This window comes from Glaciihabitans sp. INWT7, from assembly GCF_014217685.1.
In the GTDB taxonomy this organism is placed as follows: domain Bacteria; phylum Actinomycetota; class Actinomycetes; order Actinomycetales; family Microbacteriaceae; genus Lacisediminihabitans.
The window spans coordinates 3,241,776-3,268,071 of the sequence record NZ_CP043653.1; the positions used below are offsets into that span (position 1 = coordinate 3,241,776).

Sequence of the window (26,296 nt, forward strand, 5' to 3'; positions counted from 1 at the left end):
CTGGTGGGGCCCGATTCATCCGCCATTCACCGCCGAGACCTACACTCTCGTCATGGTGAACCCGGATTCCGCGGAGATAGAGCGCAAGTACGACGTCACCTCATCAACCGCACTGCCCGACCTGCCGTCGATCGACGGCGTGTTCCGGGTCGAGGAGTCCCAGGTCTTCGACCTCGATGCGGTGTACTTCGACACGGCGAACATGGTTCTCGCCGCGCATCACATCACCCTGCGGCGGCGCACGGGCGGGGATGACGCGGGATGGCACCTGAAACTTCCGGTGTCGGACGACGAACGCTCCGAACTGCACGAGCCGCTCGGAAGTGATCCGCAATCCGTGCCACACCGATTGCTCGAGCAGGTGGCGGTGCTCGTGCGGTCGCGCGAACTCACGCCCGTCGTGCACCTCATCACCCGCCGCACAGTGCACCGGCTGCGCGGGCGGCACGACGAGCTTCTCGCCCTCTTCTGCGACGACGAGGTGACGACGGCACGGCTGGCCGGTGATCCCCTCGAGCAGCAGTGGCGTGAGTGGGAGCTCGAGCTCGTCGACGGGCAGATCCCCCTTCTCGACGCTGCAGAACGACTGTTCTCCGCCTCTCGTGTCTCACGCTCCGACTCCCGTTCGAAGCTCGCTCGGGCTCTCGGAGACGGCGTGCCTCAACATCCGGCACCGGCGGCGCTCGAGCGCGATACGGCAGGCGCGCTGCTGGTCACGGCGCTGCGGGAATACCGTGACGAACTCGTGCGCACCGATCCCCTCGTGCGCGAAGACCGGCCGGAGTCGATCCACGACATGCGGGTCGCGACCGCCAAATTCCGCGCCGCCGTCGGCACCTTCCACAGCCTCATCGCCAATGAGGACGCGACCACGCTGCGTACGGAACTGGGATGGATCGGGCACATCCTCGGCGGCGCCCGCGACCTCGACGTGATCGCCGCCCGTCTCGCCGGTCGACTGCGCACCGAGTCGGAGGCCCAGATCATCGGACCGGTCGGCGAGCGGATCTCGCACCAGCTCTCCAAAGACAGCTCAGCCGCGAAGGCGGTGCTGCTCGAGTCCCTCGACTCGCCTCGATACTTCCGGCTTCTCGACCAGATCGATGCCTTCGTCGCCCATCCTCCCCTGCGGGAGAGTGCCGATGCTGCGGCGAGCGGCGTGCTCCCCGGCATCGTCGATCACCGCATCCGCGCACTGTTCACGGCGATGCATGATGCAGACCAGACGATCGATCGCTCCCGTCACGATCTCGCCCTTCACGAGGTGCGGAAGGCGGCGAAAGAGGTGCGCTACGCCGCCGAGGTGCTGCTGCCGATCCGGCCGAATCGTGCGCGGCGACTCGCGAAGATCGCCAAGCTGGTGCAGGACACCCTCGGCGAGCAGCACGACAGTGTTGTCGCCCGCCAAACCCTCGAGCGACTCTCTGCAGCCTCGTACCTGCTCGGAGACGACTGCTTCACCTACGGGCGGCTGCACCGCACCGAACAGGACCTCGGCGAAGACGCGGAGGCGCGCTACGAGAAGCTGCTTCGCCGCATCCCGAAGAGCCTCCGACAGGCCTGAGCACGGTCGCCACACAGCACGGTCTCCGCACACACCAACGGCGCGCTCCCTCGATGAGGAAGCGCGCCGTCGACCGTGCCGCTTGCAGGAGCGGCGGTGGCGAACGTGTCTGTTACTTGCGGATAACAGGCACGTCGTCGTGCGCGGACTCTACTGCCGCGAATTCGGGGTTCTCCTCGTAGGACTTCGCCTTGGCGACTCCGAAGATGATCAAGGCGTAGACGGCCTTGGCAACGATGTCTGCGATCGAGTAGCCGACCTGCTTCGACACCCAGGCATCCGCACCGCCGATGTTGAGGAGCGGGAGCAGGTAGGCGATCGGGTAGACGCCCCAGCTGAGCAGGAGCAGGAACCGAAGCCGGCCGAGGGTCTTGCGAACCGAGGGTGGCTGCGTGTTGAGCGACTTGGTGAGCTGCACGAAGAGCACGTAGAGGATGTACGCAAACGGGATCGTGGAGAGGAGGCCGAAGAGACCGCGGAGGCCGTTGTCGCCACTGATCTCACCCGGGTAGCCGAGCGCGATCATGAGCGCCGCGGCCGGCACCAGGCGCATGAGCAGCCCAGACTGCACCTTGCGCGCGAGCGCGAGCACCGCGACCAGCTCGACAAGCAGCAGCGGGACCGTCAGCAGCCAGTCGACGTAACGGTAGCCCTCGTTGAACGAGACCCCGACCGCCTGGCTGTAGTTGCCATTTCCGCCGACAGCTTTAGAGACGAAGGCTTCCTTGAACGAATCGAAGATGCGGAAGTAGTGATAGGCCGCAATGCCACACACGATGATCGCAACCGTGATCGCTTGCCGGTAGCGCGGCAGGATCCGTGGAAGGGAGATGAGCAGAAACACTGCGGTGAACAACTGCGACGCGATGACAAGCGACAGGAAGTTGTAAACGGTGGCGTATTGCCCCTGCGACAGAATGTCGGGAATCACTGGGTCCTCCTTGGACGGGTGTGAAAGTGATTGAATTATCTAATTAAAACGATAAGTTAGTAGGAAAGTCAAATGGTTGACATCGACTGGTGAGGCTACTATCTTCCGCTCCCCCTAAACTGGTTTATCCGCTAAGAGACAGGAGGTCTCATGAGTACAGAGACTGGTCAGTCTCATACCCTCGACGGCTTCCCGGCCGCGGCCGTGGAATTCGTCAATGTGATGCAGCGCAACCGCGAGCGAATCGGAGAGGATGCCGGGCTCTCACCGAGCGAACTCCGCGCCCTGTTCCGCGTCGCTGCCGAAGTCAGCGTCACTCCGAAGCAGCTTGCCGGTTACCTGGACATGACCACCGCGGCGGTCACCTTCATCTCGCGTCGCCTCGTCGAGGCGGGGCTCATGCACCGGGTCGATCACCCGAACGATCGTCGCAGCCTGTACCTCGAACTCACGCCGCTTGCACACCAGATGATGCTCGATGTGCACCGCGGTTTCGTGGATCTGCTCGAGGCAGCGACGAGCGAACTCAGCCCAGAAGAGCTCGCGACCTTCTCGGGAACCCTGCAGTCGGTCGCCCGCTCGATGGTGCGTCACTCGACCTGGTCCGACACAGCCGAGCCGCGCGAACCTCTCCGCTCGGGCAGCACCGGTTCAGCGACCCACCTCTGAGTAGACAGCGCGGCCGTCAGAAGAATTCGGTCGACCGCCGCATCCCCGCAAAGAGCGGGGCCCTCCCCTTGATCTCAGGAGGATTTAGCTTGATAATCGAGTTGCTTGATAATCCAACGAATCACGGATAGACCCCGCAGCACCTGACACGCTCCACACCAACCCGACAATCTGCCCGTCACCGGGTGCCGACGTCGACCCGCTTGCTCAGGGGAGGCCTCCAGTGACGGGCAGTTGCGTGTGCGGGAGAGCCGTCCCGGGCCCCGTCAGAGTGTCCCAGCGCCGATCGCGGCAAGCAGGGAGAACGCGATGGTGGTCACCACGGCGATCAGGCCGCACACGACGATGATCGACTCAGTCGAATGGAGTGCCGTTCGCGCAGCGTCGGCGGGCCGGATTGCCGCCACGGAAAGGGGAACTGTTGCGGTATCCATGTGGTCTCCAATGAGCAGTCTGCGAGTGAGACGCTGCCGGCGATCTGGAGCAACACCCCACGCTAGCGCCGAATCACCCCGAGACTGTAGGACTTTGGACCTTCGGTGCGCCCCGCGGGCCGGTCAGCGGGCCGCACCCGGTTTCGCCGCGTTGGCGAGCTTAGGGATGAGGTCGAGAGTGCGGTTTGCGACCCCTTCCGCAACGACGCGGAGGCTGAGATTGTTATTCCGCGCATGAGCACGCAGCAACACGAACGCGTCCTCCATCGACAGTTCGCCGGAGTGGGACAGCACTCCCTTGGCTTGCTCGATGAGCACTCGACTGTCGAGAGCTCGCTGCAACTGCTCGGTGACCAGCTGGGATTGGGCGGCGATGCGCTCCTGGAGGATGCCGATGGTCGCGACATCCGCAAGGGCCTGCGCGACGGCGGCGTCGCGACGTTTCAAAGTACCGGTGGAGGTGCGGAAGAGATTCATCGTGCCGATGATCTCTCCACGGAGGCGCATCGGCGTGGCGTGCACAGACAGGAAGCCCTGCTCGAGTGCTGCCGCCCGGAAATCGGGCCAGTCCTCCGTCGATGCCTGGATGTCGGGCACGGAGACCGCCCGGCCGCTGGTGAAGCAGTCGACGCACGGGCCGGCTCCGGCGGCGAGCTGCATGACCTCGACCAGGTCTGCGCGCTCGCTGGTGGATGCCACGACCTGGAGTTGACCGTTGCCATCCGCGAGCATGAGCCCGCCGGCCTGCGCATCGACGATTTCCGTGCACTCCCTCACCAGGGTGTGCAGGAGGTCGACCACGTCGTAGTCGGCGGTGAGAGTATCCGCGACCATGACGAATGCCGCGTTCAGCCGCGCTTCTCTAGACATCGTGCCCATGAGCCACTCCCGTCTTGCACATCGTATCCGGTGGTCAGTTGGGTAGTTGACGAAAGTCGAGAAGTCTCGCGACGACATCACTGGCGACATCCTCCACGGAGCGACCCGAGACGAAAGCATGGCCGCGCAGCAACGAGAAGGCCTCGGCGGCGCTGACCTCCAGTTGCGCAATGATCATGCCGGTGGCCTGATGCACCTCTCGGCGCATCGTGGGAGTGCCCGCATTCTCCAGCGCCTGGTCCTCTTCGGCCGAGCTGATCGCCGCCTTCACCGCGGGAGCGGCGACCTGCTCTGCAAGGGAACGAGCCAGCGCGAACATCAGCCCGTCCAGCGCTCCGGAGGTGGTTCGGTAGAGGTCGACAACGCCGACGGTGACGGCGCCGACGGCGATCGGAAAGGCGAAGACCGCTGCAGCCCCGAGGCGGGCGGCGGCGCTGCCGAAGACCGGCCAGTTCGCCGTGTTCCGCAACGAGAGGTCGGGGCTGAGAACGGGTAGGCCGGTCTTCATGACCTCCCACTGCGGCCCCTCCCCCAGGTCGAACTGCAGACCCTCGAGCTGCGCGGCGACCGTGTCGCTGTAACACACGGTCATGCGTCGAGCGAGCGTGCCGATCACCGAGATCGAGGCACCGGTCACGGGGAGCTGATCGACGAACGGCCGACAGAGGTCGTCGCCCCACCGCCAGCCCTCGAGCTCGGACAAGTCTGGATCGTCAGTGGTGCCGGGGTTACCCATCGGAGGCCCTCGAACATGGTTCACAGAACATTCGGCACCGGAACAACGCGTCGACTGTGCACGCAGTCGATGCTGCGCACGCGCCTAACCGTACAACCTCGCGACCGGTAGGGCGCGTTGACCCTGACCACACCCTCCACTAGAATTCTGGTACTCGCTCTGAACCCCGGCAGTAGTCGTTTGCACCTATCCGGGAGAGACATGTACAGGAACTCCGCCACTCAGGCAGACCGGGGAGCCGCCTCGTCGATAGCCGAGGCCACCAGGGCGCGAAACACTCTGATCTTCGCTGCTCAATCGCGTGCCAGGCTCGACCAGTCCCTTGATGTCGTCGTGATGGCGGCCCAACGGGTGTTGACGACCCAGACCCGCCTTCGGGAGCTTCTAGCGGCGAATCGCAGCATTGCCCGCTACCGGGATCGCACGGCCCTGCTGGGTGGAATCGTCAATTCGGCGGTCGCCCTGGTCGAGGCGGGCTCGGGCGTTTTCGACGTCTACGCCTCGGACGGACGGGCGGCCAGCCAGGTGCGCTGCAGAAGCGACGCGCAGCGGCCGACCGAGGAGCGCACGACACAGCTGCGGGTGCAACTCGACGACGAGGTGTTCGGTACCCTCTACCTCGGCAGAGATGGACCCGATGAATTCAGCGCGGAAGACGAGCAGTTGCTGAGCTCGTTCACGGAGATGGCCGCGATCGCCATCTGGAACGCGAACAACCGCGAAGAACCGGCTTCCCCTCTAGCCGGGTAGCGGATCGGCTCAGCTCGCCAGCTCGGCGGCGAGAGCGGCACCGAGGGTGGACTCGCTCTCGGTGCGGGCGACGCGGCGACCGGAGGACTGCTTGGAGTTCTCGACGGCCCCGAGACCGAGGTCGAGCAGCTGGGACTCGGTCCAGCCGGCCGCGATCGCGGCGTGGCGGGCGGCATCCACGGCGGCGATGGTGGCCTCGAGTGCGCTGAGACGCACGGCGAGCTGGTGCACGAGGTCCATGCGGTTGTTCATTTCGGCGTCGACGATGGCGCGGGCCTGCACTGTCGAGTCGTCCGGATCGAACGTCGTGCGAGTGAGGTAGTGGACCTTCGCGTCGGGGCTCATCATGTTGCTTTCTCTCGATACACCGGGAAACCCTTTCGGGTGGTAGAAGAGTGGGTTCCCTCAGTACAAGATGCTGCATCCCCGGGAAGAGTCACAGTCCCCAGTAGAGGGGACACGTTTTGTACCCCGGATTGTCCCCCATAAAAATGCGGGTCAGGGGGCCGGATCTTCGGGATGCGTTGTGCCGGGATGGGGCGCGAGACCGAGCGCGGACTTCAACTGATCCTCGACGGAATCGTCCGCGGCGGCGGCCGCCACGTTCGCCTCGGCGACAGCGAGCAGCACCTCTTCGCGCTGGATCTTGATGCCGCGAGGGGCATCGATGCCGATGCGGATGCCGTCACCGCGCACGTCGAGGATGGTGATGGTGATGTCGTCACCGATCACGATCTTCTCGCCCGCCTTACGGGTCAACACCAGCATCGTCTCAGCCTACCGAACCGCTCTCCAGCCAGCCGACCTGGATGCCGAGCTGATGCACCGACTCCGGCGTATCGGTGGTCTCACTGCCGGTGACGGCGATCGCATCGACGTGCACGTGGGACTGCACCGCGCGCACCCAGCGGGCCGTGTCATCCGGCTTGCGCCCGACATCCACGACCACCCAGACCTGGTCGGCCTTGAGGTACTCGAGAGCGGCGATCGCGTCTGCATCGAGCCCGGACCGGGAGATGCCGAGCGCGATGAACGCGCTGTGCCTCTCCCGAACGCCCGCGGCCCGTGCCGCCATCGCGCTGATGCGGTCCTTCACCCGGAAATAGCCGTCGGCGCTGACGGCGCCGGCGATGCTGAGGGCGCGCAACCCGGAGGCCTGGGACATGTCCCGTGCCACCTGCAGGGGGTCGTCGCCCAGCCCGATCACCACGACGAGGTCGCCCGCCGCCTCGAGGGGTGTCTGACGGAACACCGTCGGCCCATCGATGAGCGGCACGATCGCTGCCGTGTTGTAGGTGAGATCGGCCATGATCGAGTCGAAGTCCACCGAGTGGGTGGAGAGACGGGGGATGAGATCGCCGTAGTGCGAGATCGCCTCGGCGGTATCCGCGTCGTCGAGCAGACGGGCGATTCCTGCCCGGGTGGGCAGGTCGAAGGTATGAGCGTCCCGGGCGGTGCCGTCGGGCACATCCACCTCGATCTCGTAGCGACGAGAGGCGAAGAAACCGGAGATCCCCCCGGAAGTGACCGCCTTGACCGCGATGACCTTCGCCAACGGACCGTGCTCGGCGAGCACGCGGGCATTCAGTTCATCGAGCGACGCACCCTCAAGCTGATATCGACTCGGCACCGCGCACCACCCCCACTGTCTCGATATTCACATTCGCCGACGTGACCTCCTGGTACGACAGCACCGGCAGTCCCCCAGACTGGGCGGAGACCAAACGACGGATGGCTGGTCGCAGGGCCGGCGCACAGACCAGCACCGCAGACATGCCGGTGCCCTCCACGCGAGCGACCACGTCGCGCACCGATCCGAGCAGCGACTCGAGCGCGTGCTGGTCGATGAGGATCTGGGTGCCGAGCTCCGAGGGACGCAGGCCCTCGAGCATGGACTGCTCGAGCAAGGGGTCGATCATGATCACGTGAAGAGTCTGGCCGTCGAGGTGACGGGCACTGAGGGCCGGGCCGAGCGCCGCACGAGCGGCTTCGATGAGGCCCTCGGGGTCGGCCGAGACCTTCGCCCTCAGCGAGAGCGCCTCGTAGATGCGCGGGAGGTCGTTGATGGGCACCTGCTCGACCAGAAGACCCTGCAGCACCCGCTGCACCTCGGCGAGACTGAGGAGCCCCGGAACGAGTTCGTCGACGGCGGCGGGGTTGATCTCCTTGACGCCCTCGGTGAGCACCCGCACGTCTTCCCGGCTGAGCAGGCGCGCGGCGTTGCCCATGATGATCGACGAGAGGTGGGTGACGACGACGGAGACCCGGTCGATCACGGTGGCGCCGGTCATCTCCGCGCTGTGACGCATCTCGCTGGGCACCCATTTGCCCGCGAGTCCGAACACAGGCTCGAGGGTGACGGCGCCGGGCAGTGGATCGAGGGCGTCCCCGAGCGCGAGCACCTTGCCGGAGGGCGCGATGCCCCGGCCCGCCTCGACGCCGGCGATGCGGATGACGTAGGTGGAGGGGGGAAGCTCGATGCTGTCCCTGGTGCGCACCGGGGGCACGACGAGACCCATGTCCATCGCGATTTTGCGGCGGAGTGACCGCACGCGGGCGAGCAGGTCGTCCGAGGCATCCGACACCAGATCGACGAGGTCGGGAGCCAGCAGGATCTCGAGGGCATGCACGCGCATTTGCTCGATGAGGTTCTCGGTGGTGGTGCCGATCGCCGGGTCGGCGATGGCCGCCGTCTCGACCTCGAGCCTCTTCACTGCTTCACGGGCCTTGATGCGCTGGGCGATGATGATGAGCGAGGCGCCGACGATGAGGAAGAGGATGATCGGCATGCCCGGGATGAATGCCATCAGGATGGCGGCTACTCCGGCGATGATGAGCGCGAAGCGGGACTGGCCGAGCTGCGCCGCCGCGGTGGAACCCATGTCGGACTCGGCGTTGGAGCGGGTCACGATCATGCCGGTGGAGACGGCCATCAAGAGGGCCGGGATCTGCGTCACCAGGCCGTCGCCGATGGTGAGGAGGGTGTAGCTGCTGACGGCGTCTCCGATGGAGAGCCCGCGCTGGATCACCCCGATCGCGATACCACCCACGATGTTGATGATGATGATGATGATTCCGGCGATCGCGTCGCCCTTCACGAACTTGGAGGCGCCGTCCATCGCGCCGTAGAAGTCCGCCTCGGCGGAGACCTCGGCGCGGCGCTCGCGGGCTTGCACATCGGTGATCAGCCCGGCGTTGAGGTCGGCGTCGATGGCCATCTGCTTTCCGGGCATGGCATCGAGGGTGAAGCGCGCGCCTACCTCGGCCACTCGCTCGGCACCCTTGGTGACCACCACGAACTGGATGACGACGAGGATGAGGAAGATCACCGCACCGATGATGATCGAGCCTCCGACGGCCACGTGGCCGAACGCGCCGATCACCTCTCCCGCATAGCCGTTGCCGAGCACCAGGCGGGTCGAGGCCACGTTGAGGCCGAGCCGGAACAGCGTGGCGACCAGCAGCAGTGACGGGAAGACGGAGAAGTCGAGGGGCTTCTTGACGAACATCGTGGTGAGCAGTGTCACCAGCGCGAGCATGATGTTCACGATGATCAGCAGGTCGAGCACGAAGGCCGGGATCGGCACGACGAGCAGCAGGATGATACCGACCACTCCGAGCGGCACCGCGAGTTTCGCGAGGTTCTTGTTCATCGTCAGTGCCCTCCAGCGGCGACTAGTTGGTTCATCTCGTGCACGCCCTTCGACGAGCCGCGCTTGCGCAGCGCGAGCACGAAGGCGAGCACGCGGGCGACGGCGTTGTACAGGTCGACCGGGATCTCGTCCCCGAGTTCACAGGCCGAGTGCAGCGCGCGGGTGAGGGGGATGTCTTTGACGATCGGTACGAGGTCGGTCTCGGCCTGTTCGCGGATGCGCAGCGCGATCACTCCGGCGCCCTTGGCGATCACCCGGGGAGCCGACTTGCCCGGTTCGTACTTGAGGGCGATGGCGAAGTGGGTGGGGTTCACGAGCACCACGTCGGCATCCACGATCGAGGCCATCATGCGGTTGCGGCTCATGGCGAGCTGGCGGGAGCGGCGCTGCCCCTTGATCATGGGGTCGCCCTCGGAGGACTTGTTCTCGTCCTTCACTTCCTTCTTGGTCATGCGCGTGCGCTTGCGGTTGCGGCGCATGATCACGAAGACATCGGCGGCGGCGAGCACGAGCCCGGCGACGACAGCGGAGCGCACGAGAGAGGACGTGCCATCGGTCGCCGCTGTGATGAGCTCGGAGGCGGGGAGGCCGCCGCCGCTCATCAGCACGGGCATGAGGCCCTGGATGACGGAGAGCAGCACGATGCCGACGACGACAGTCTTGGAGAGTGCCTTCACCCCCTGCCAGGCCGCCTGCATTCCGAAGGTGCGCTTGAGGCCCTCCACCGGATTGAACTGGTCGAACTTGCCGGTGAACTTCTTGAAGTGGATGCCACCCTGGGCGGCCGCCGCCACGAGCACCGCGATAGTCACGACCAGCAGCAGGGGCAGGATGATGCCTCCGACCGAGGCGAGACCGTCGACCAGTGCCTGCATCGCGTGCGCCGAATCAGGGTGGTCCATCACCTCGCGCAACTGGTACAGCGGCGCGGAAGTCGCGGCGGCCCCCGCAGAGACGGTCGCCGGGATCATCACCGCGGCGACGCCGACGGCGACCCAGGCCGTGAGGTCCTGCGACTTGGAGAGCTGCCCCTTTGCGCGCACCTCTTTCATGCGCTTCTCGGTGGCGAGTTCTGTCTTTTCGCCGGAATCGGGCTCGGGCATGGCTATTTCACCCCCGAGAAGATGGAGACGGCCTGCCCGGTGATCGCCGCGACGATCTGCGGAAGGGCCGCGAAGACGAACACACCGAGAGACAGGGTGATGAAGATCTTGAGCGGGAAGCCGAGCGCGAAGGCGTTGAGCGCCGGAGCGACCCTGGTGAGCAGGCCGAGGCCGGCATCCGCGAGAAAGAGCACGACGATCAACGGTCCGGCGATCTGCACCGCCGACAGAAGCATCTGCCCGACGGCGAGGGTGATGGCGTGGATGGGGGCGGCCAGGTCGAGGGTGCCCGCCACCGGCAGCGCGTCGAAGCTGCGGGCGAGGCCGCCGATGATGAGCTGGTAGCCGCCGGAGGCGAAGAGCAGGGCGAGAGCCGTCATCTGGTACAGACGCGCGAACTGGGCGCCGTTGATCATCATCTGCGGGTCGAAGCCCTGGGCGAGCTGGAACCCGCCGAAGAGGTCGACCAGGTTGCCGGCCGACTGGATCGCCGAGAAGACGATCATCACGAGGAATCCGAGCAGGGCGCCCGTCACCAGTTCGACCAGCAGTCCGACGACGAACCCCGCCGTGTCGGGCGAGATGTAGCCGCTCGCGACCCGGGGCGAGACGGCCAGCGCGAGCCCGATGCCGAGCATGGCCTTGATGCGCAAGGGAAAGGCGTTGGTGGAGAACGGGGGTGCGATCACCAGGAAGGTCGTCATGCGCACCGAAGCGAGCATCACCGCCTCGATCCACGGGAAGTTGAGGGTGAACGCCATCTCAACCCCCGCCGAGGAGCGTGGGGATCTTCTCGAACAGCCCATGGGTGAACGCGACGAGCTCGGAGATCATCCACTGGCCAGACACGATGAGGGCCACCGAGACGGCGATCGCTTTCGGCACGAACGAGAGCGTGACCTCCTGGATCTGGGTGATCGACTGGAGGAGGGAGATGGCGAATCCGACGACGAGGGCGGTGACCAGGATGGGCGCGGAGAGCTTCGCGGCGATGAGCAGACCCTGCAGCGCGACATCCATGACGGCGTTCTGGTTCATGAGCTTCCCCGATAACTGCTGATCAGCGTCGTGATGATGAGACCCCAGCCGTCCACGAGCACGAACAGCAGGATCTTGAACGGAAGCGAGATCATGACGGGCGGCAGCATCATCATGCCCATCGACATCAGGGCGGCCGAGACGACGAGGTCGATCACCAGGAACGGGACGAAGATGACGAAACCGATGATGAATGCGGCGCGGAGCTCGGAGATCATGAAGGCCGGGATGAGCGTGGGGAGGGATACCGACGAGGGGTCCTTCGGGTTGGGAAGCCCGGCCGCGCGGGTCATGAGGGCCAGGTCCTCCTCTCGAGTGTGGGCGAGCATGAAGGTGCGCAGCGGCTTCGTCGCCAGGTCGATCGCCTGGGTGAAGTCGATGTGGCCGTTGAGGTATGGCTGAAGCGCGTGGGTGTTGATGTCGGTGATCACCGGCGCCATGATGAAGAGGCTGAGGAAGAGGGCGAGCCCGGCGAGCACCTGGTTCGGCGGGATGGAGGGCAGCGCGAGGGCGTTGCGCGCCATGGCGAGCACCACGAAGATCTTGGTGAACGAGGTCATCATCAGCAGCAGCGCCGGGGCCACCGACAGCAGCGTGATGCCGACGAGGGTCACGATCGCGGACGAGGGCGTGCCATCCGGTCCGTTGATGTCGACGGAGAGGCCGCCGGGGTTGGTCGGGGCGACCGGCGGCGTGGGGGCGTCCACCGTGGGAACCGCTGCGTGGCTCGCGGTGCCCGTCATGAGGATCAGCGCCGCGGCGACCACGAGCACGAGAAGGGCGATCACGACGATGCGAGCGGCCGGGCCGCTCCAGAAGCGTGCACTGAGCGAGTGGCGAGTGCCGAGCGGTTCGCGCACGCTCACCGTGGCCTGCCCGGTCACCGTGAGGAGCGCAAGGCGACGGCCGCGCGCTTCCAGGTAGCGAGGGACAGGATCGAACCGTCGAGCGCGCCTGCCCGGCGCGGCATGCCCGTGCGCGGGTCGAACTGCTGGGGGAACGGGATGGGCGTCGCGACGGGCTTGCGCGCGCTCGGCGTCGACTCGGCCTCGCTCAACGCCGATTCGAAGGCGGCGGCGGTGTCGAGCACGGGCAGCTCGTTGGCGTCGAGCACGGTCACGGAGTGCTCGGTGACCCCGAGGAGGAATCGCTTGCCCTCCACGTCGATCACGACGACGGATGCCTTCTGGGCGAGCCCCTGTCGGGTGACCACGTTCACGAGTTTCGTCGCGCGGGTCGAGCGGGTCCCCTTCGTGATGCGTCGCTGCAGAAACCACAGCAGCCCCACCACAGCGGCGAGGGAGAGCAGTACGCGCAACGCGACGAAGAGGGTGTCCATCGTTAGCCCAGGCCCTCGGCGACGTCGAGGATCTGGGTGATGCGAACGGCGTAGTCCTGGTCGACGACCACGATCTCGCCGTGGGCGATCAACCGGCCGTTGAGCAGCACGTCGGCCGGCGCACCGGCGGAGCGATCGAGTTCGATCACGGCACCGGGCTCCAGCCCGAGCACGTCGCGCACCGACATGCGGGTGCGGCCGATCTCCACGGTGAGCGCCATTTCGACGTTGTTGATGCGGCTGAGGTTGTTCACGAGCGACTCCTGCGAGATGGGGGTGGCGCCGGCGAGGGTCTCGCGCACACGGATGGCGAACCAGCCGGCTGCGCTTCCGCCGGTGGAGAGGGCGAAGACCTCGGTGGCCGGGTCGGTGAAGAGCGCGGTGGCGTCATCCACCCGGGAGTCCCCCAGCACACCGGAACCGAGCGTGCCGGCCGCGGCATCGAGTGCCGGGCGCAGTACGTCGACGACCGAGACCAGCTGGGAGTCCGCGACCGCGGCATCCGTAGTCTCGATCGGGTCGAGGAAGACGATAGCGAGATCCGCCGAGGTCTCCCCGACGAAGGAGGCGACCACCGCGGTGTCGAAGGGGCCGGTCGGCACCCCCTGGATCGCGATGGCCTCGAGGATCGCGGTGCTCGGAAGCAGTCGCGCGAGCGCTTCCGCCGCCGCGGCGCGGGGATCGATGACTGTGGACTTCTTCACTGGTTGGCCCTTTCGGTGGTGCTGTCCGTGGCTTCGACGACCACGCAGGCGAGTCGAGCGCCGTTCGCTCCGACGGCGGCGCGAGCGAGCGTCTCGCCGTCGACGGTGAGGTTGAGTGGGCGGTGCTGGGGATGCGGGATGGTGAGCAGGTCACCGACCGCGAGCCCGAGCACTCGGCTCGGCTTCACGAACACCGGGTTGAGGCTCAGCGCGACCTCGACCGGCACCCAGCCCAGCTGGGATGCGACCTGGTCACGGGTGTTGCCCGTCGCCGCAAGAACCGCGGGCTGCCCGAGCTGGGGAAGCAGTGCGGGAGCCGGGATGGCGAGGGTCGCGATCGTCGAGCTGTCGCCGACCCGGATCGCGAAGGTCGCCACGATCATCAGGTCCGCCGTCGCGGCGGCCTGGGCGAACTGCGAGTTGTACTGGATCGTGTCGATGGAGATCGCGGTCTCGAGCAGGGGACCGAGGGAGTACCGGAGGTCTTCGAGTGCGTCGTCGAAGAGGCGGCGCACGAGAGCCTGCTCGATCTGGGTGAACTTGCGCTCCGGCACGATCTGGGCCGCGTTGCTCCCGAGCATGTAGGAGACCCAGGTGAGGGCGGCCGCGGCGGGGAACTGGATCACCGCGCGGGCATCCATCCCCTCGAGATTGCAGAGGATCATCGCGGTGGTGGCGGGCAGCGAGGAGGCGTACTCGTCGTAAGTCTCCATGATGATCTGTTCGCAGGTGACCTGCGAGACCACGCGCACCTTGGCGGTGAGCTGGGTGCCCCACTGTCGGGCGAAGGTCTCGAGCGCGAGCTCGAGCACCCGGGAGTGCTCTCGGGCGAGAGTGGTGGGTCGGCGGAAGTCATAGGGCTCCACCGCCGGGCCCGATCTTGCGGGCACGCCGATAGAAATCTGTTCCTGGACCGTCACACAGGGCACTATCGGCCGGAGGCGCCTGCCGGTAAGAGGATCAGGGGCACGGAATTCGTGACGACCGGTACCCACGAGGCCGGGCTGGCTGCCGCGGTGACGACCGGGGCATCCGGCGGCGGGCCGCCCGGGATCTTTCCGGACACCACGTCGGGGATGAGCGCCCGCACCGCTTCCGAGGCATTCGAGAGGGCGATGATGTCGACCCGCCGGTTCTGCGCGTAATCGGCAAGGGTCGTTCCGAGCGCGATCGGCCGCGACGAGCCGTAGCCCACGGCACCGATCTTCGCCGCGGGGACCCCGCCGCTCTCCACCATCCGGCGCAGCACCGAGACGGCACGGCCGGAGGAGAGCTCCCAGTTCGTGGGGTACGGGGGCAGCGTCGCGCGGCTGTCGGCGTGACCTTCGACCGCGATGTCCTGGCCGGAAGGCGACAGCACCCGCGCGATGTCGTCGAGCACCTGCGGCGCCGAGCCCTGAAGCACCGTGCTGTTCGGAGCGAAAAAGGCCTGCTGGTCGACGAGGCGGATCGTGAGCCCCCGCTGGTCGATCGTGTACTGCACGGTTCCCTGCAGCCCCTGCACGGCGAGACTCGCGCTCACCTTGGCCTGGAGATCCTTGATCTTGTCGACCTCCACGATCGCTGCCGCCGTGGCGGCCGCCTTCGCTGCGGCGGCGGCGGTCGCCGCAGCCGTCTGGGGGCCCGCGCCGAAGTTCTCGCCCGTCTTGCTCGCCTTCGTCGGATCGATGATCGTGCCCTTGGCGGTATCGAGCTTTCCGATATCGGTCTGGCCGAATCCGGTGGCCAGCGAGTTCCGCAGCAGGTCGAACTTCTTCGCGTCGACGGTCGACATCGCGAACAGCACGATGAACATGCACATCAGGACGGTGACCATGTCCATGTACGAGGCCATCCAGCGCTCATCCGGTCCGTGTTCCTCGTGCTCCTCCGCGTGCTTCTTGCGCCCCTTGCTCATGGTCGGCTACGCCGCTTTCGCCTTGTCGGCGGCCTTGTCGCCGGACTTGCCGCCGGACTTCTCGTTCGCGGCCTTGCCCAACTGCTCGGCCGGCACCATCGCGCGCAGGCGTTCGGCGAGGAGTCGGGGCTGGCTGCCCTCCTGCACGGCGAGCACGCCCTCCATGATCAGCGTCATCCGCTCCCCCTCGAGGTCGGCAAGGCGACGCAGGCGGGTGCCGATCGGCAGCCAGAGGAAGTTGGCCGAGAGGAGCCCCCAGAGGGTGGCGACGAAGGCCGCGGCGATGAGCGGCCCGAGCTTGCCCGGCGTCGACAGGTTCTCGAGCACGTGGGTGAGCGAGACGACGGTGCCGATGATGCCCACCGTGGGGGCGTAGCCGCCGAGACTGAGGAAGAACTTGGATGCCGTGCGGTCGGATCGGGTCTTCGTGGCGATCTCGTCTTCGAGCGACATGCGCAGGTCTTCGCCGTCCGCGCCATCCGCGATGCTCTGCAGCGCTCCGCGCAGGAACGGGTCATCCACCTTCTCGGCTTCCTGCTCGAGCGAGAGCAGTCCTTCCTTCCGCGCCTTCTCGGCGATCTCGACCAGGCGGTCGATCACCACCTGAGGCTTCTGGGTCTTGCCCGTGAAGGCCCGCGGCACCGCTTTGACCGAGAGGAGCAGGTCTTTGATCGTGCCGCCGGCGATGCCGACGGCGATCGTCGCCCCGAACACCAGCACCATCGGTGCCGGAAGCAGGATGGCGCTCACATTGGAGCCTTCGAGCGTGAGCATCGCGAAGAGGGCCCCGAAGGCCGTCAGGATGCCGATGATCGTCGCGAGGTCCATCAGATCTTCCTCGGTCGCAGCGGTACGGGATTGTCGGTGTCGTCGTCGTTCTCGACCAGCTCGAGCGAGCGCTGCTGGTGTCCGCTCGCCGAGAGTTCATGGGTGAGGGCGATCACCGTCGCGCGATAGCGGGAGATGCGCTCGATCACCTCGGACATCGACTCCGTGACGATGTACTTCGCACCATCGACCATGATCAGCGTGGTGTCGGGATTGGCGGTGATGCGCTCGATGAGATCAGGGTTTATCGCAAAATGGCTGTCGTTGAGCCGCGTAACTACGATCATGAGCGCATCCCTGCTGGTGGTGAAACCGGTCCATCCTGGTCCGTTACTGGGCACTATCGGCCGGGGCGGGGATCCCGTTAGCGGATGTCCTGGTTGGTAGATGCTGGGGTGCCGGGACGTCGCGGTGCCGGGCTGTCGTGGCGATCCGTCGCCCACTTTTTCCGCCGAGCACGTCCCAGGCACGCTGCGGCGGACCCGCGATGCCGGTCGGGCGGCGCCTAGAGGCGGAACGCCGAACGCCCCCGACCTGCGTGGCCGGGGGCGTTCTAGCTCTTCTGAGTCGACTAGCGCTTGAGGTTGGTGAGCTCCTGCAAGACCTCGTCGGAGGTGGTGATGATGCGGGCGTTCGCCTGGAAGCCGCGCTGGGCGACGATCAGGTTGGTGAACTCCTGCGAGAGGTCCACGTTCGACATCTCAAGCGCGCCGGCCTGCAGCGTGCCGAGGCTGCCCGATCCGGGAGCTCCGAGGCTGGCATTGCCCGAGTTGAAGGTGGCCTTGTAGCCGGAGGAGCCGGCCTTCTCGAGGCCGCCGGGGTTGGAGAAGGTCGCGAGCACGATGCGCGCAATGGCCTGGGATGCCCCGTTGCTGAAGGATCCGACGAGTGTGCCGTCCTTCGAGAGCGTGTACGACTTGAGAGTGCCGGCGGCGCGGCCGTTCTGGTCGGAGACCGCAACGGTCGTGAGCCCGGCGAACCCAGTGAGCTTCGACATGTCCACCGCGATGCCACCGATGGTCATGGTGCCCGCCGAGGTCTGCGCCCCGGAGGCGAAGGTGAGTGCTGCGGTGCCGGTGGATCCGTTGGGGTCGGTGCCCGCGACATCCCAGCCGGCAGCGGTCTTGGTGAAGTTGAGCGAGACGGTGCGTGCGCCGCCGGTGGCGTCGTAGACCTGCACGTCGCGCACCAGCGCGGTGCCGACGGCGGCGTCGCCGGGGAGGTTGCCGGAGAGGGTGCTCGAGGTGGTGACGACCGCCGGGGCGACGATACCGAGGGGAAGGGTGATGTCGCTGACCGCTCCCCCGTCGGCGACGACGCCATTGGTGGCGGTGTAGCCCTGCACGATGGATCCGTCCGGAGTGACCAGGCGACCGGCGCCGTCGAAGTCGAACGACCCGGCGCGGGTGTACTGGGTCTGGTTTCCCGTCTTGGTGACGAAGAAGCCGTCGCCAGAGATCATCATGTCGGTCGCGCGCCCGGTGGACTGCGCAGATCCCTGCGAGAAGTTGGTGGAGATGCCCGCGACGCGCACGCCGAGGCCGACCTGCGCCGGGTTGGTGCCACCGATCTGCTCCTGGGGGCCGCCCGCCCCCTGCGTGAGCTGCGAGAGGGTGTCCTGGAACTGGGTGGCCGAGGACTTGAACGCCGTGGTGTTCACATTGGCGATGTTGTTGCCGGTGACGTCGAGCATGGTCTGGTGCGAGCGGAGTCCGGAGATCCCGGAATACAGTGAACGAAGCATGAGGTGTTGCCTTTCGGTTTGAAGTGGTGGATCAAGCGGACGTGCTGGTGATGCCAGAGATGGTGTCGAGTGCGACGTCGACGCCGCCGATCTTCACCTGGGGAACGCTTCCGGCGAAGGAGACGCTCGAGGCGGTGCCGGTGTGGCTCACGCCCGCGGCATCCGAGTAGCTGACCTGCTTGCCGACGATCGCCGCGGCGGCGATGCGCATCTGCAGCGAGAAGTCCTCCGTGCTCGTGGTGCTGAGCTCGGTCATCTTCTCCATCATCGACAGCTGGGTGGTCTGGGAGATCATCTGGTTGGTGTCCATCGGTGCGCTGGGGTCCTGGGTGCGCAGCTGGGTGACGAGCAGTTTCATGAACACCTCCGAGTCCATGGTCTGCTTGGGGGCGCGGGTAGTGGATCCGCTGTAGATCCCGGATGCCGCGTCGGCCGCGGCCGTCGATACCGTGCCGGTGATTCCGTCGATTGCCATGAATCTGCCTTCCTAAGCCAATACGTCGATGGATGAAGTGGAGTGGATGCCGACCCGCTCGGCCACGGCGTCGTCGGCGACGATCCCGACGGGCACGACATAGGCACGCTCCTGTCGAGGGGCGGTGTCGCCGCGCCGATCGCCCGCATCGCTCGGCTGGTTCTGCGACGACAGGTCGAGGTTCGCCCCGACTCCGGCCGCACCGAGGTCTTTGCGCAGGTCGGGGAGGATGGCGCGGATCGCGTCCCGCCCCAGGTCGGTCGGCGCGAAGAGCTCGACCCGGATGCCGTCCGGGCTCACGTGCGCCTGCACCGTCACCGGACCGAGCGCATCCGGCGTGACGCTGAGGGTCATCGTGTGGGAGCCGGGTCCGGCGGTGGCGAGAGTGAAGATCGGTCGGGCGAGCTGCGCCGTGAATGGGGTGTTCTGTGCGGGCGCGGGGGCTGCCGCGGGAGTCGGTGCGACGACGGCGTCGAGCCGCGGGGCGGTCGCGATGGGCGCGATCGACACCGGCGTCGAAGCATCCATGGTCGGTGCCGGCTTGGTGCGGGTCTCCGAGACGGCGGATGCGACAGGGGTCGATGCCGTCGGGACCAGGGCGGCCGTGAGCGGGGCCGGAGTCCCGACTGCGGCCGACAGTGAGGGTGCCGTCGATGTTGCGGGTAGCGGAGCCGCGGCGACCGCAGTCGGCGCGGCGGAGGATGCCGACGGAGTGTAGGTGGGGACATCCGCCGCCGGACTTGCTGCACGGGCCGCGAGAGCGACGGCCGGCGAGCGGGGAGCGACGCCGGCTGCGCCGGAAACAGTCTCAGAGGCGGAGACTGTCGCCGACAGCGGACTCACGGCGACCGATGTCGGCGCGGCGGATGGTGCCGACGGCGTGGTGGCCGAGGCATCCGTCCCCGAAACCGCGATGGGCAGCGGAGTGGGGGTCGGCACGAGAAACGCTAACGCGTTCGGCACCGGCTGGTCCGCCGTGGGTGACGTCGTGTCAGCTGCCTCCTTCGCGGCGTCCTTTGCCGGAGAGGCCGGACTTGCGGGAGAGGCCGGACTTGCGGGAGAGGGCGACGAGGCCGGTCCCTGGATCACCGCAGCGACGGCCGCGAGCGAATCCGGCGAGGACGGCGAGGGGGTGACCGCAGGTGCCGCCAAGACTGCAGGAGAAGGCGACGACGCGGAGCCTGCCGTCGCGTCACCGCTATCGGCGGACGCCTGTGCGGCGGTCGTGGCATCCGCCATCGCGGCACCGAAACCGGCGCCGGAGTCTGTGGCAGAGGACGTGCCGCTCGAGGTGGATGCCGCGGCAGCCGCGGTCGGTGCGGAGGAAAGTGCGACGGGGGTCATCCGGCGTCCACCTCCCGGGTGCGGTGCCAGCTGGTGGACGAGATCTCATCGAGCACGGCCTGCTCGGCGACGAGCATGCCGCCCGCCACAGCGTCATCGAACCGCACCTCGAGCTTCTCGAGCCCGATGGACCGTGCGCGGGCGGCCGTGAAGGCGATGTTCGCGGCATCGAGGGAGGCGCGGTGGTCGCAGTCGAGCGCCTGGAGTTCGGCGAGCATGCTGCGGGAGGCGGCGCGGGATGCCGCGACCGCGTAGAGCACGGCGGCGCTGGTGGCCTCGCTGGAGGTCGCGCCGAGAGTGGATCGGGCCCGTCGCTGGCGCGCGGTGCCTTCCGCGACCCTCGCGTTCGCCGCGGAGAGGTCGATCGCGGCCTGGTCCTGTTGCACGTGGCGCAGCCGGAGGAGTCCGGCGAGCGGGAATGAGCGAGCCATCAGTTGCCTTCCAGGGTTCTGACGAGCGAGGTGAGCTGGGCCCACGCGTCGTCGCTGGTCGACTGCTGGCTGATCCTCTGCTGGAGAAACGCGTTGATCGACGATTCGTGGTCGACGGCGGCGTCGACGAGGGGGTTCGCGCCGCGCTGATAGGCGCCGACGTCGAGGAGGTCCTGGGCCGCGCGACGGGCCGCGAGCGTCTTGCGGAGCACCTGGGCCGACTGCGTCTGCTCAGGAGAGATCACCCGCGTGGCGACCCGGGAGATCGAGCCGAGCACGTCGATGGAGGGGAAGTGTCCGGCCACCGCGAGCTTGCGATCGAGCACGACGTGACCGTCGAGGAAGGATCGTGCAGCGTCCGCTATCGGCTCGTTGTGATCGTCGCCATCCACCAGCACGGTGTAGATGCCGGTGACGGATCCGATCTCCGCTGTCCCGGCTCGCTCGAGCAGCTGCGCGAGCAGGGAGAAGGTCGACGGCGGATAGCCGCGGGTCGCCGGCGGTTCGCCGACGGAGAGTCCGATCTCGCGCTGGGCCATGGCCACGCGGGTGAGGGAGTCCATCATGAGCATGACATCCGCGCCCTGGTCCCGAAACGATTCCGCGATGCGGGTGGCCATGAACGCGGCGCGCAGGCGCATCATCGCGGGCTCGTCGGAGGTGGAGACGACAACGATCGAGCGGGCTAGGCCCTCCGCGCCGAGGTCGTCCTCGAGGAATTCGCGCACCTCACGGCCGCGCTCGCCCACCAGCGCGATCACCGAGACCTGGGCATCCGTGCCGCGGGCGATCATGGAGAGCAGCGAGGACTTGCCAACCCCGGATCCGGCGAAGAGCCCCATGCGCTGGCCCTTGCCGATGGTCGTGAGAGTGTCGAGCACGCGCACGCCGGTCTGCAGCGCAGTGTCGATGCGCGCGCGGTGCATCGCCGACGGGCTGTCGTTGTCGATGGAGACCAGCCGGGTGATGTCGAGCGGCCCCTTGCCGTCGATGGGCCGGCCGAGGCCGTCGATCACGCGACCGAAGAGGCCGTTGCCGGTCGGCACGAGCACCGGGAGTCCCCGGGAGCGGGCCGGGGCACCGGCATTGACGCCGGTGAGGCGGCTCAGCGGCATGCACCGGATACCCGAGGGCGTCGTGGCGATCACCTCGGCGTCGAGGAAGCCGGTGCCGCCGTCGGCGACACTGTCACCGACGCGCACGAGGTCGCCGATGGCGCAGTCCAGGCCGCTGATCTCCAGGCCGAGACCCACGATGGAGGAGACGACGCCCACTCGTTCGGGCCGGGCGGCGGCAAGTGCCGTGCGGAAGCTGTCGGCGTTCGGTCGCCAGGTGGTGGTCATGAGACCTCCCCGAGCATGGCCGCGCGAGCGCGGAGCACCGCGGTTGCGATGCGGGCATCGACGTAACCGAGCGGGAGCTCGGCGATGGCGTCGCCGCGGGCCATCGAGGCATCCGCGGTGAAGGAGACGCCAGAGGCGACCCGCACAGCCTCGTCGAGCACACCGAGGTCGAGCGGATTCATGCGGATGGTCGTGATGGCCGCGGGATCGACCACGGCGAGCGCGCGGGTGAGTGCCGCCTTCGCGGACCGTTCTCCGGCGGCGAGTTCGACGCCGATGATCGTCTCGGCGAGGTCGAGGGCGGAGGCCGCGATCGCGTCCTGCGCGTCGGACACCACCGGCAGCAGCCGGCTGTCGAGCGCCTGCGCCGCGGCGGTGAGCACCGCGATCGCCCGGTCGGTGCGAGCGGCGTCGTGCAGCAGTGCGGCGCGATGTTCCGCGTCGAGGGCGGCCCGTTGCCCGGCGAGCTCTGCACCCGCGGCGCGCAGCCCGGCCGCGTACCCGGCCGCGTGCCCGGCGGCGCGATTGTCGGCATCCGCCCTGTCCTGCTCCGGAGTGGCCGGCAGCGCCGGAAAGGTCATGGGAAAGAAGTCAAGCGACATATTCCTCTTCCTCTCCGCGCTGGAGGGTGATGATGCCTTCGGCCTCGAGGTTGCGGATCGCGCGAACCACTTCGGCGCGGGCCTCTTCGACCTGGGTCATCTTCACCGGGCCGAGGGAGGCGATCTCGTCTTCGAGGATCTCGCGGTTGCGCTCGGAGATGTTGGCGCGGATGACCTCGATGAGTGCCTCGTCGGAGCCCTTCATCGCCACGGCGAGAATGCTCGAGTCGATACCGCGCAGCACCTGCTGCACATCCTTCCGATCGAACTTCACGAGGTCGGCGAAGGTGAGCATGCGCGAACGCACCTCTTCCGCGAGGGTCGGGTCGAGCCCGTCGAGCCCGTCGAGTACGGAGCGTTCGGTCGAGACATCCGCACGGTTGATCAGGTCGACAACGGCCTGCACACCGCCGACGATCTCGACGGTGTCCCGCGCGGTGACGACAGCGCTCGCGCGCACCTTGAGGGTGTCGGCGACCACCCGCACGGCTTCCGGGGTGGCGGTGCCCATCGTGGCGATGGCCTTGGCGACGTCGGTACGGAGCCCGTCGTCGAGAGCGGCGAACACCGGGGAGGCGTGGTCGGGGCGCAGGTGCGCGAGCACGAGCGCGACGGTCTGCGGCAGTTCGCCGTCGAGCAGGGTGAGCAGCTGCCCGGTCTCGGCGGTGTCGAGGAATTCGAAGGCCTTGCCCGCCATCGACGAGGCGACTCGGTTCATCACACCGGCGGCCTTCTCGGCCCCGAAGGATGCCTCGAGCAGGCCCGCTGCGAACTCGCGCCCCCCGTGGGACTTGCGTCCGCCCTTCGTGGCGAGCTCGTGGAACTCGAGGATGGTGCGTTCGGAGACGATGGTGTCGACCCGACGCAACCGGATGATCTCGGCCGCGATCTCCTCCGCCTCGGTCTCATTGAACTGCTTCATGACCGCAGCGGCACGCGCCTGGTCCATGTTCATGAGCACGACGGCGACCTTCTGCGTGCCCGAGAGGGTCAGGACTGGTTCGTTCATGCCGGCTGCCGGTCTTCCATCAGGCCGCGAAGGATCTCGGCCGTGCGCTCCGGGTCCTTGCCGGCGAGGGCGTCGATCTCGGCGCGCTTGCGCTCGGTATCCCCCGGCTCGATGAGGGGAACCTGCGTGTAGGTGAGGGCGGCCGGCGGCTCGGTCGCGGTGAGCGCGATCGGGCGCGTCTGGTCGCTCATCATGGCGCGGAGCTCGGCGAGCTCGGTCATCTCCTGCAGCTCGCGATCCTCCTGGCTGCGGCTCTTGAACCGGCGGGAGATGAGGAAGAGGGCGATGATGATGGGCAGCGCGATGGCCAGGGCAGTGACGGCCGTGCGGATGAGACCGGCCGTGCGGTCGGCACTCGCAGCGGCATCGGCGGCGGCGAGCGCCTTCGTCGCGGCGGCGGCTCCCGCGGTGTTGAAGGACACCAGTTCGATCGCCACCGAGTCTCCGCGCGTCGTGTCGATGCCGGCGGCTGCATTGACGAGCGAGATCAGGTTGGCCTTGTTGATGCCCGGGATCGCCTTGTTCACTGCCACGGAGACGGTCTGGCGGGTGATCGACCCCGCCGGGATGGTGGTCTGTTCGGTGACCTTGTTGATCGCGTTGTTCTTCGTGATCGAGGTCGCGCCGGTGGTGCCGGTCGTTCCGGTCGTGGTGCCGGTGGTCGGAGCCGTCGTGGAGGTGCCGCTCGGCACGGCGATGTTGTCCGGCCCGAGAATTCCGGCCGCTCCGTTCACTCCGCTGCCCGAGCCGGTGCCGGTGCCGTCGTTCTGAGCCGACTCGCTGAGGGCCGGTGCGCCATCCGGGGTCGAGAACGTCTCGGCGGTGCGCTGGCCGGAGTTCTGGCTCACATCGGCCGCGACGACGACGGTGGCGTTGCCCGGTCCGACGACCTTGTCGAGCATCGCCTGCACCGAACCGCGCACGCGATCTTCGTAGTCCGAAGCCTGCTTCGAGCCGCTGCCGGCGACATCCACTCCCGCGGCGGAGAGCACGAGACCCTGGGCGTCGACGACCGAGACATCGCTGGTCTTCATGCCGTCGATGGAAGAGGAGGTGAGGTGCACGATCGCCTGCACCTGGTTGTCGTTGAGGGTCACGCCGTTGTCGGTCGCAATGAAGACGGATGCCGTCGGGTCGGTCTTCTCCGACACGAAGACGGTGTCCTTGGGGATCGCCAGCTGCACGGAGGCGGTCTTCACGCCCTTCATCGCTTCGATCGTGTTGGCGAGCTCGCCCTCGATCGCGCGCTTGTAGGTGACGTTCTGCTGGAATTCGGATGCCGTCACGCCCATCTTGTCGAGCAGCGAGTAGCCGCCCGTCGATGACGAGGGAAGGCCGGCCGCTGCCGCCTTGAGACGTTCCGCGTAGACGCTCTCTTCCGGAACCATGATCGTGCCGCCGCCGCCGGTGATCTCGTACTGAACACCGTCGGTGCGCAGCTGCTCGACCAGGGTGTTCGCATCGGTGCCGCTGAGGCCCGAGAAGAGCGGGCTCAGCTGGGGGCGGGTGACCCAGAACGAGAGGGCGGCGATTCCGAGCACGAGCACGGCGACACCGATGATCGCGACGGTGCGCTGCGCGATAGTGAACTCGCGGATGGTGTGGGTGAGTCGGCGGAGCACCGAACTGAGCGGAGCGGGCATCAGGCTTGCATCCTCATGATTTCGTTGAACGCGTCGACACCCTTATTGCGCACGGCGGCCACGAGCTCGAGGGTCACCTGGGCCCGGGTCGAGGCGATCGTGGCGTTGTGGATGTCGGAGAGATTGCCGGTGACCGCCTGGATCGCGAGGGAGTTGGAGGTCGACTGCAGCTGCTGCAGGTTGTCGACGGCGCCGCCGAGTTCGCTGGCGAAGCTCGTGGCGCTGGTCGCGTTGGTGCCGCTCGTCGCGGAGAGGGCACTCGTGCCGGAGACCCCGGAAACGCCGGAGACGCCAGAGACGGAGCCGATCGAGGAGAGGTCCATCAGGAACGACCGATCTGGAGGGCGGCCTGGTAGGTCTCCTTCGCGCGGTCGACGACCGCCGCGTTGGCCTGGTAGCCGCGCTGGGCCATGATGAGCTGGCCCATCTGGGAGGCGAGATCGATGTCGGGGTACTTCACGTAGCCGTCCTTGTCAGCGAGGGGGTTGGCCGGCTCGTAGACGAGGCGACCGTCGGCGTTGCCGTAGGCGATGCCCTTCACGTAGGCGCCGCTGTTGCCCGCGCCCTCCTGAGCCTCGACGTAGCGCGCCTGGAAGGCTGGGCCGCTCGTCGGCTTGACCGTGTTGATGTTGGCGAGGTTGTCGGAGACGGCGTCGAGCCATTTGCGGTGCAGGGTGAGTCCGGTGCCGGCGATACCGATCGCGTCGAAGGTCATCAGCTGCTCTTCAGGGCGGCGCGCATGGCCGAGAACTCGTTGCCGGCGGCCTGGGTCGCGAACTGGTACCGCAGCACGGTGTCGACGTTCGACAGCGTCTCGGTATCGAGATTGACGTTGTTCCTGTCGATGAGGGTCGGCTCGAGCGAGCGCTTGGTCTGGGCCACCACGTGACCGTTACCGTTCGCGACGGACTTGGCGAGGGCCGCCTCGAACACGACACGCTTGGCGTGGTATCCGGGCGTGTTGACGTTCGCGATGTTGTCGGCGATGGTGCGCTGGCGCAACGCCAGGCCATCGAGCGCGCTACCGAGCGCCGCAGAGGTGACGGATTCGAGCACAGCGCTTCCGTTTCGTCGTCAATGTCCTGACGGCCGATCCGTGGCCTCGAGTCGGGCAATCCATGCCCTCATCCACAGCTATCGGACGAGGGGGACGCTCCGTTAGGCGCTGCTCCCGAAAGGG

At 67.3% G+C, this 26,296-nt stretch carries 32 protein-coding genes; 3 read left to right on the plus strand and 29 right to left on the minus strand.

Annotated elements, in window-relative coordinates:
• Positions 1-52 precede the first annotated feature (52 nt).
• A complete protein-coding gene (locus F1C58_RS15605) occupies positions 53-1,564 on the plus strand; it encodes a CYTH and CHAD domain-containing protein (protein ID WP_185201949.1) in 1,512 nt (503 codons plus the stop codon).
• Positions 1,565-1,676: 112 nt separating this feature from the next.
• Here the strand turns inward: F1C58_RS15605 and F1C58_RS15610 are convergent, their stop codons facing one another.
• Positions 1,677-2,495, minus strand: coding sequence for a bacteriorhodopsin (locus tag F1C58_RS15610; protein WP_185201950.1), 819 nt, complete (start codon positions 2,493-2,495; stop codon positions 1,677-1,679).
• 150 nt (positions 2,496-2,645) lie between these two features.
• Between F1C58_RS15610 and F1C58_RS15615 the strand changes: the two genes are divergently transcribed.
• Entirely contained in the window at positions 2,646-3,164 is a 519-nt protein-coding gene (locus tag F1C58_RS15615; RefSeq protein ID WP_185201951.1) for a MarR family winged helix-turn-helix transcriptional regulator, read from the plus strand.
• A gap of 266 nt (positions 3,165-3,430) precedes the next feature.
• Here the strand turns inward: F1C58_RS15615 and F1C58_RS15620 are convergent, their stop codons facing one another.
• The 3 genes from F1C58_RS15620 to F1C58_RS15630 form a co-directional block, all read right to left on the minus strand.
• Complete coding sequence (locus F1C58_RS15620; protein ID WP_185201952.1) at positions 3,431-3,598, minus strand: hypothetical protein; 168 nt, start codon at positions 3,596-3,598, stop codon at positions 3,431-3,433.
• Between the two features lie 123 nt (positions 3,599-3,721).
• Positions 3,722-4,477 (minus strand): GAF and ANTAR domain-containing protein, encoded by a 756-nt coding sequence (locus tag F1C58_RS15625; protein WP_185201953.1) that lies wholly within the window; start codon positions 4,475-4,477, stop codon positions 3,722-3,724.
• A gap of 34 nt (positions 4,478-4,511) precedes the next feature.
• Complete coding sequence (locus F1C58_RS15630; protein WP_185201954.1) at positions 4,512-5,180, minus strand: ANTAR domain-containing protein; 669 nt, start codon at positions 5,178-5,180, stop codon at positions 4,512-4,514.
• 234 nt (positions 5,181-5,414) lie between these two features.
• Here F1C58_RS15630 and F1C58_RS15635 point away from each other — a divergent pair, with 234 nt between their 5' ends.
• Positions 5,415-5,963, plus strand: coding sequence for a GAF domain-containing protein (locus F1C58_RS15635; protein WP_185201955.1), 549 nt, complete (start codon positions 5,415-5,417; stop codon positions 5,961-5,963).
• Positions 5,964-5,972: 9 nt separating this feature from the next.
• Here F1C58_RS15635 and F1C58_RS15640 read toward each other — a convergent pair whose 3' ends face one another.
• The 25 genes from F1C58_RS15640 to flgB form a co-directional block, all read right to left on the minus strand.
• Entirely contained in the window at positions 5,973-6,311 is a 339-nt protein-coding gene (locus F1C58_RS15640) for a hypothetical protein (protein WP_185201956.1), read from the minus strand.
• A 150-nt stretch (positions 6,312-6,461) separates the two neighbouring features.
• Entirely contained in the window at positions 6,462-6,731 is a 270-nt protein-coding gene (gene csrA, locus F1C58_RS15645; protein WP_185201957.1) for a carbon storage regulator CsrA, read from the minus strand.
• Between the two features lie 4 nt (positions 6,732-6,735).
• Positions 6,736-7,593, minus strand: coding sequence for a hypothetical protein (locus F1C58_RS15650; protein WP_185201958.1), 858 nt, complete (start codon positions 7,591-7,593; stop codon positions 6,736-6,738).
• The gene (locus F1C58_RS15655; protein WP_185201959.1) at positions 7,571-9,616 is read right to left on the minus strand and encodes a flagellar biosynthesis protein FlhA; all 2,046 of its coding nucleotides are present in this window, start codon (positions 9,614-9,616) and stop codon (positions 7,571-7,573) included. Before F1C58_RS15655 ends, F1C58_RS15650 begins: the two co-directional genes overlap by 23 nt.
• A gap of 2 nt (positions 9,617-9,618) precedes the next feature.
• Positions 9,619-10,719, minus strand: a complete 1,101-nt coding sequence (locus tag F1C58_RS15660; RefSeq protein ID WP_185201960.1) for a flagellar biosynthesis protein FlhB — start codon at positions 10,717-10,719, stop codon at positions 9,619-9,621.
• 2 nt (positions 10,720-10,721) lie between these two features.
• Positions 10,722-11,480: a flagellar biosynthetic protein FliR gene (locus tag F1C58_RS15665; RefSeq protein ID WP_185201961.1), complete on the minus strand. Its 759-nt coding sequence runs from the start codon at positions 11,478-11,480 to the stop codon at positions 10,722-10,724.
• 1 nt (position 11,481) lies between these two features.
• Complete coding sequence (gene fliQ / locus F1C58_RS15670) at positions 11,482-11,757, minus strand: flagellar biosynthesis protein FliQ (RefSeq protein ID WP_185201962.1); 276 nt, start codon at positions 11,755-11,757, stop codon at positions 11,482-11,484.
• Positions 11,754-12,500 (minus strand): flagellar type III secretion system pore protein FliP, encoded by a 747-nt coding sequence (gene fliP, locus F1C58_RS15675; RefSeq protein WP_185204198.1) that lies wholly within the window; start codon positions 12,498-12,500, stop codon positions 11,754-11,756. Before fliP ends, fliQ begins: the two co-directional genes overlap by 4 nt.
• Before the next feature lie 137 nt (positions 12,501-12,637).
• Positions 12,638-13,096, minus strand: a complete 459-nt coding sequence (locus F1C58_RS15680) for a flagellar biosynthetic protein FliO (RefSeq protein WP_185201963.1) — start codon at positions 13,094-13,096, stop codon at positions 12,638-12,640.
• A gap of 2 nt (positions 13,097-13,098) precedes the next feature.
• Positions 13,099-13,800 (minus strand): flagellar motor switch protein FliN, encoded by a 702-nt coding sequence (fliN, locus tag F1C58_RS15685; protein ID WP_255461158.1) that lies wholly within the window; start codon positions 13,798-13,800, stop codon positions 13,099-13,101.
• A complete protein-coding gene (locus F1C58_RS15690) occupies positions 13,797-14,690 on the minus strand; it encodes a flagellar motor switch protein FliM (protein ID WP_255461159.1) in 894 nt (297 codons plus the stop codon). The genes fliN and F1C58_RS15690 overlap by 4 nt, the downstream gene beginning before the upstream one ends.
• Positions 14,691-14,728: 38 nt before the next feature.
• A complete protein-coding gene (locus F1C58_RS15695) occupies positions 14,729-15,697 on the minus strand; it encodes a flagellar motor protein MotB (protein ID WP_185201964.1) in 969 nt (322 codons plus the stop codon).
• Positions 15,698-15,703: 6 nt separating this feature from the next.
• Positions 15,704-16,525 carry a motility protein A gene (locus F1C58_RS15700; RefSeq protein ID WP_185201965.1) on the minus strand — a complete coding sequence of 274 codons (822 nt, stop codon included), beginning with the start codon at positions 16,523-16,525 and terminating at the stop codon, positions 15,704-15,706.
• The gene (locus F1C58_RS15705) at positions 16,525-16,812 is read right to left on the minus strand and encodes a flagellar FlbD family protein (RefSeq protein ID WP_185201966.1); all 288 of its coding nucleotides are present in this window, start codon (positions 16,810-16,812) and stop codon (positions 16,525-16,527) included. The genes F1C58_RS15700 and F1C58_RS15705 overlap by 1 nt, the downstream gene beginning before the upstream one ends.
• Positions 16,813-17,096: 284 nt before the next feature.
• Complete coding sequence (locus F1C58_RS15710; RefSeq protein WP_185201967.1) at positions 17,097-18,269, minus strand: flagellar hook protein FlgE; 1,173 nt, start codon at positions 18,267-18,269, stop codon at positions 17,097-17,099.
• A gap of 31 nt (positions 18,270-18,300) precedes the next feature.
• A complete protein-coding gene (locus F1C58_RS15715; RefSeq protein WP_185201968.1) occupies positions 18,301-18,744 on the minus strand; it encodes a flagellar hook assembly protein FlgD in 444 nt (147 codons plus the stop codon).
• Positions 18,745-18,756: 12 nt separating this feature from the next.
• Complete coding sequence (locus F1C58_RS15720) at positions 18,757-20,088, minus strand: flagellar hook-length control protein FliK (protein WP_185201969.1); 1,332 nt, start codon at positions 20,086-20,088, stop codon at positions 18,757-18,759.
• A complete protein-coding gene (locus F1C58_RS15725) occupies positions 20,085-20,519 on the minus strand; it encodes a hypothetical protein (protein WP_185201970.1) in 435 nt (144 codons plus the stop codon). The genes F1C58_RS15720 and F1C58_RS15725 overlap by 4 nt, the downstream gene beginning before the upstream one ends.
• Complete coding sequence (locus F1C58_RS15730; RefSeq protein WP_185201971.1) at positions 20,519-21,862, minus strand: FliI/YscN family ATPase; 1,344 nt, start codon at positions 21,860-21,862, stop codon at positions 20,519-20,521. Before F1C58_RS15730 ends, F1C58_RS15725 begins: the two co-directional genes overlap by 1 nt.
• Positions 21,859-22,464 (minus strand): FliH/SctL family protein, encoded by a 606-nt coding sequence (locus tag F1C58_RS15735; protein ID WP_185201972.1) that lies wholly within the window; start codon positions 22,462-22,464, stop codon positions 21,859-21,861. The genes F1C58_RS15730 and F1C58_RS15735 overlap by 4 nt, the downstream gene beginning before the upstream one ends.
• The gene (fliG, locus tag F1C58_RS15740) at positions 22,454-23,473 is read right to left on the minus strand and encodes a flagellar motor switch protein FliG (RefSeq protein WP_185201973.1); all 1,020 of its coding nucleotides are present in this window, start codon (positions 23,471-23,473) and stop codon (positions 22,454-22,456) included. Before fliG ends, F1C58_RS15735 begins: the two co-directional genes overlap by 11 nt.
• Entirely contained in the window at positions 23,470-25,116 is a 1,647-nt protein-coding gene (gene fliF, locus F1C58_RS15745) for a flagellar basal-body MS-ring/collar protein FliF (protein ID WP_185201974.1), read from the minus strand. Before fliF ends, fliG begins: the two co-directional genes overlap by 4 nt.
• A complete protein-coding gene (gene fliE / locus F1C58_RS15750) occupies positions 25,116-25,439 on the minus strand; it encodes a flagellar hook-basal body complex protein FliE (RefSeq protein WP_185201975.1) in 324 nt (107 codons plus the stop codon). The genes fliF and fliE overlap by 1 nt, the downstream gene beginning before the upstream one ends.
• Positions 25,439-25,831: a flagellar basal body rod protein FlgC gene (locus F1C58_RS15755; RefSeq protein WP_185201976.1), complete on the minus strand. Its 393-nt coding sequence runs from the start codon at positions 25,829-25,831 to the stop codon at positions 25,439-25,441. Before F1C58_RS15755 ends, fliE begins: the two co-directional genes overlap by 1 nt.
• Entirely contained in the window at positions 25,831-26,172 is a 342-nt protein-coding gene (flgB, locus tag F1C58_RS15760; RefSeq protein WP_185201977.1) for a flagellar basal body rod protein FlgB, read from the minus strand. The genes F1C58_RS15755 and flgB overlap by 1 nt, the downstream gene beginning before the upstream one ends.
• Between the last annotated feature and the right edge of the window lie 124 nt (positions 26,173-26,296).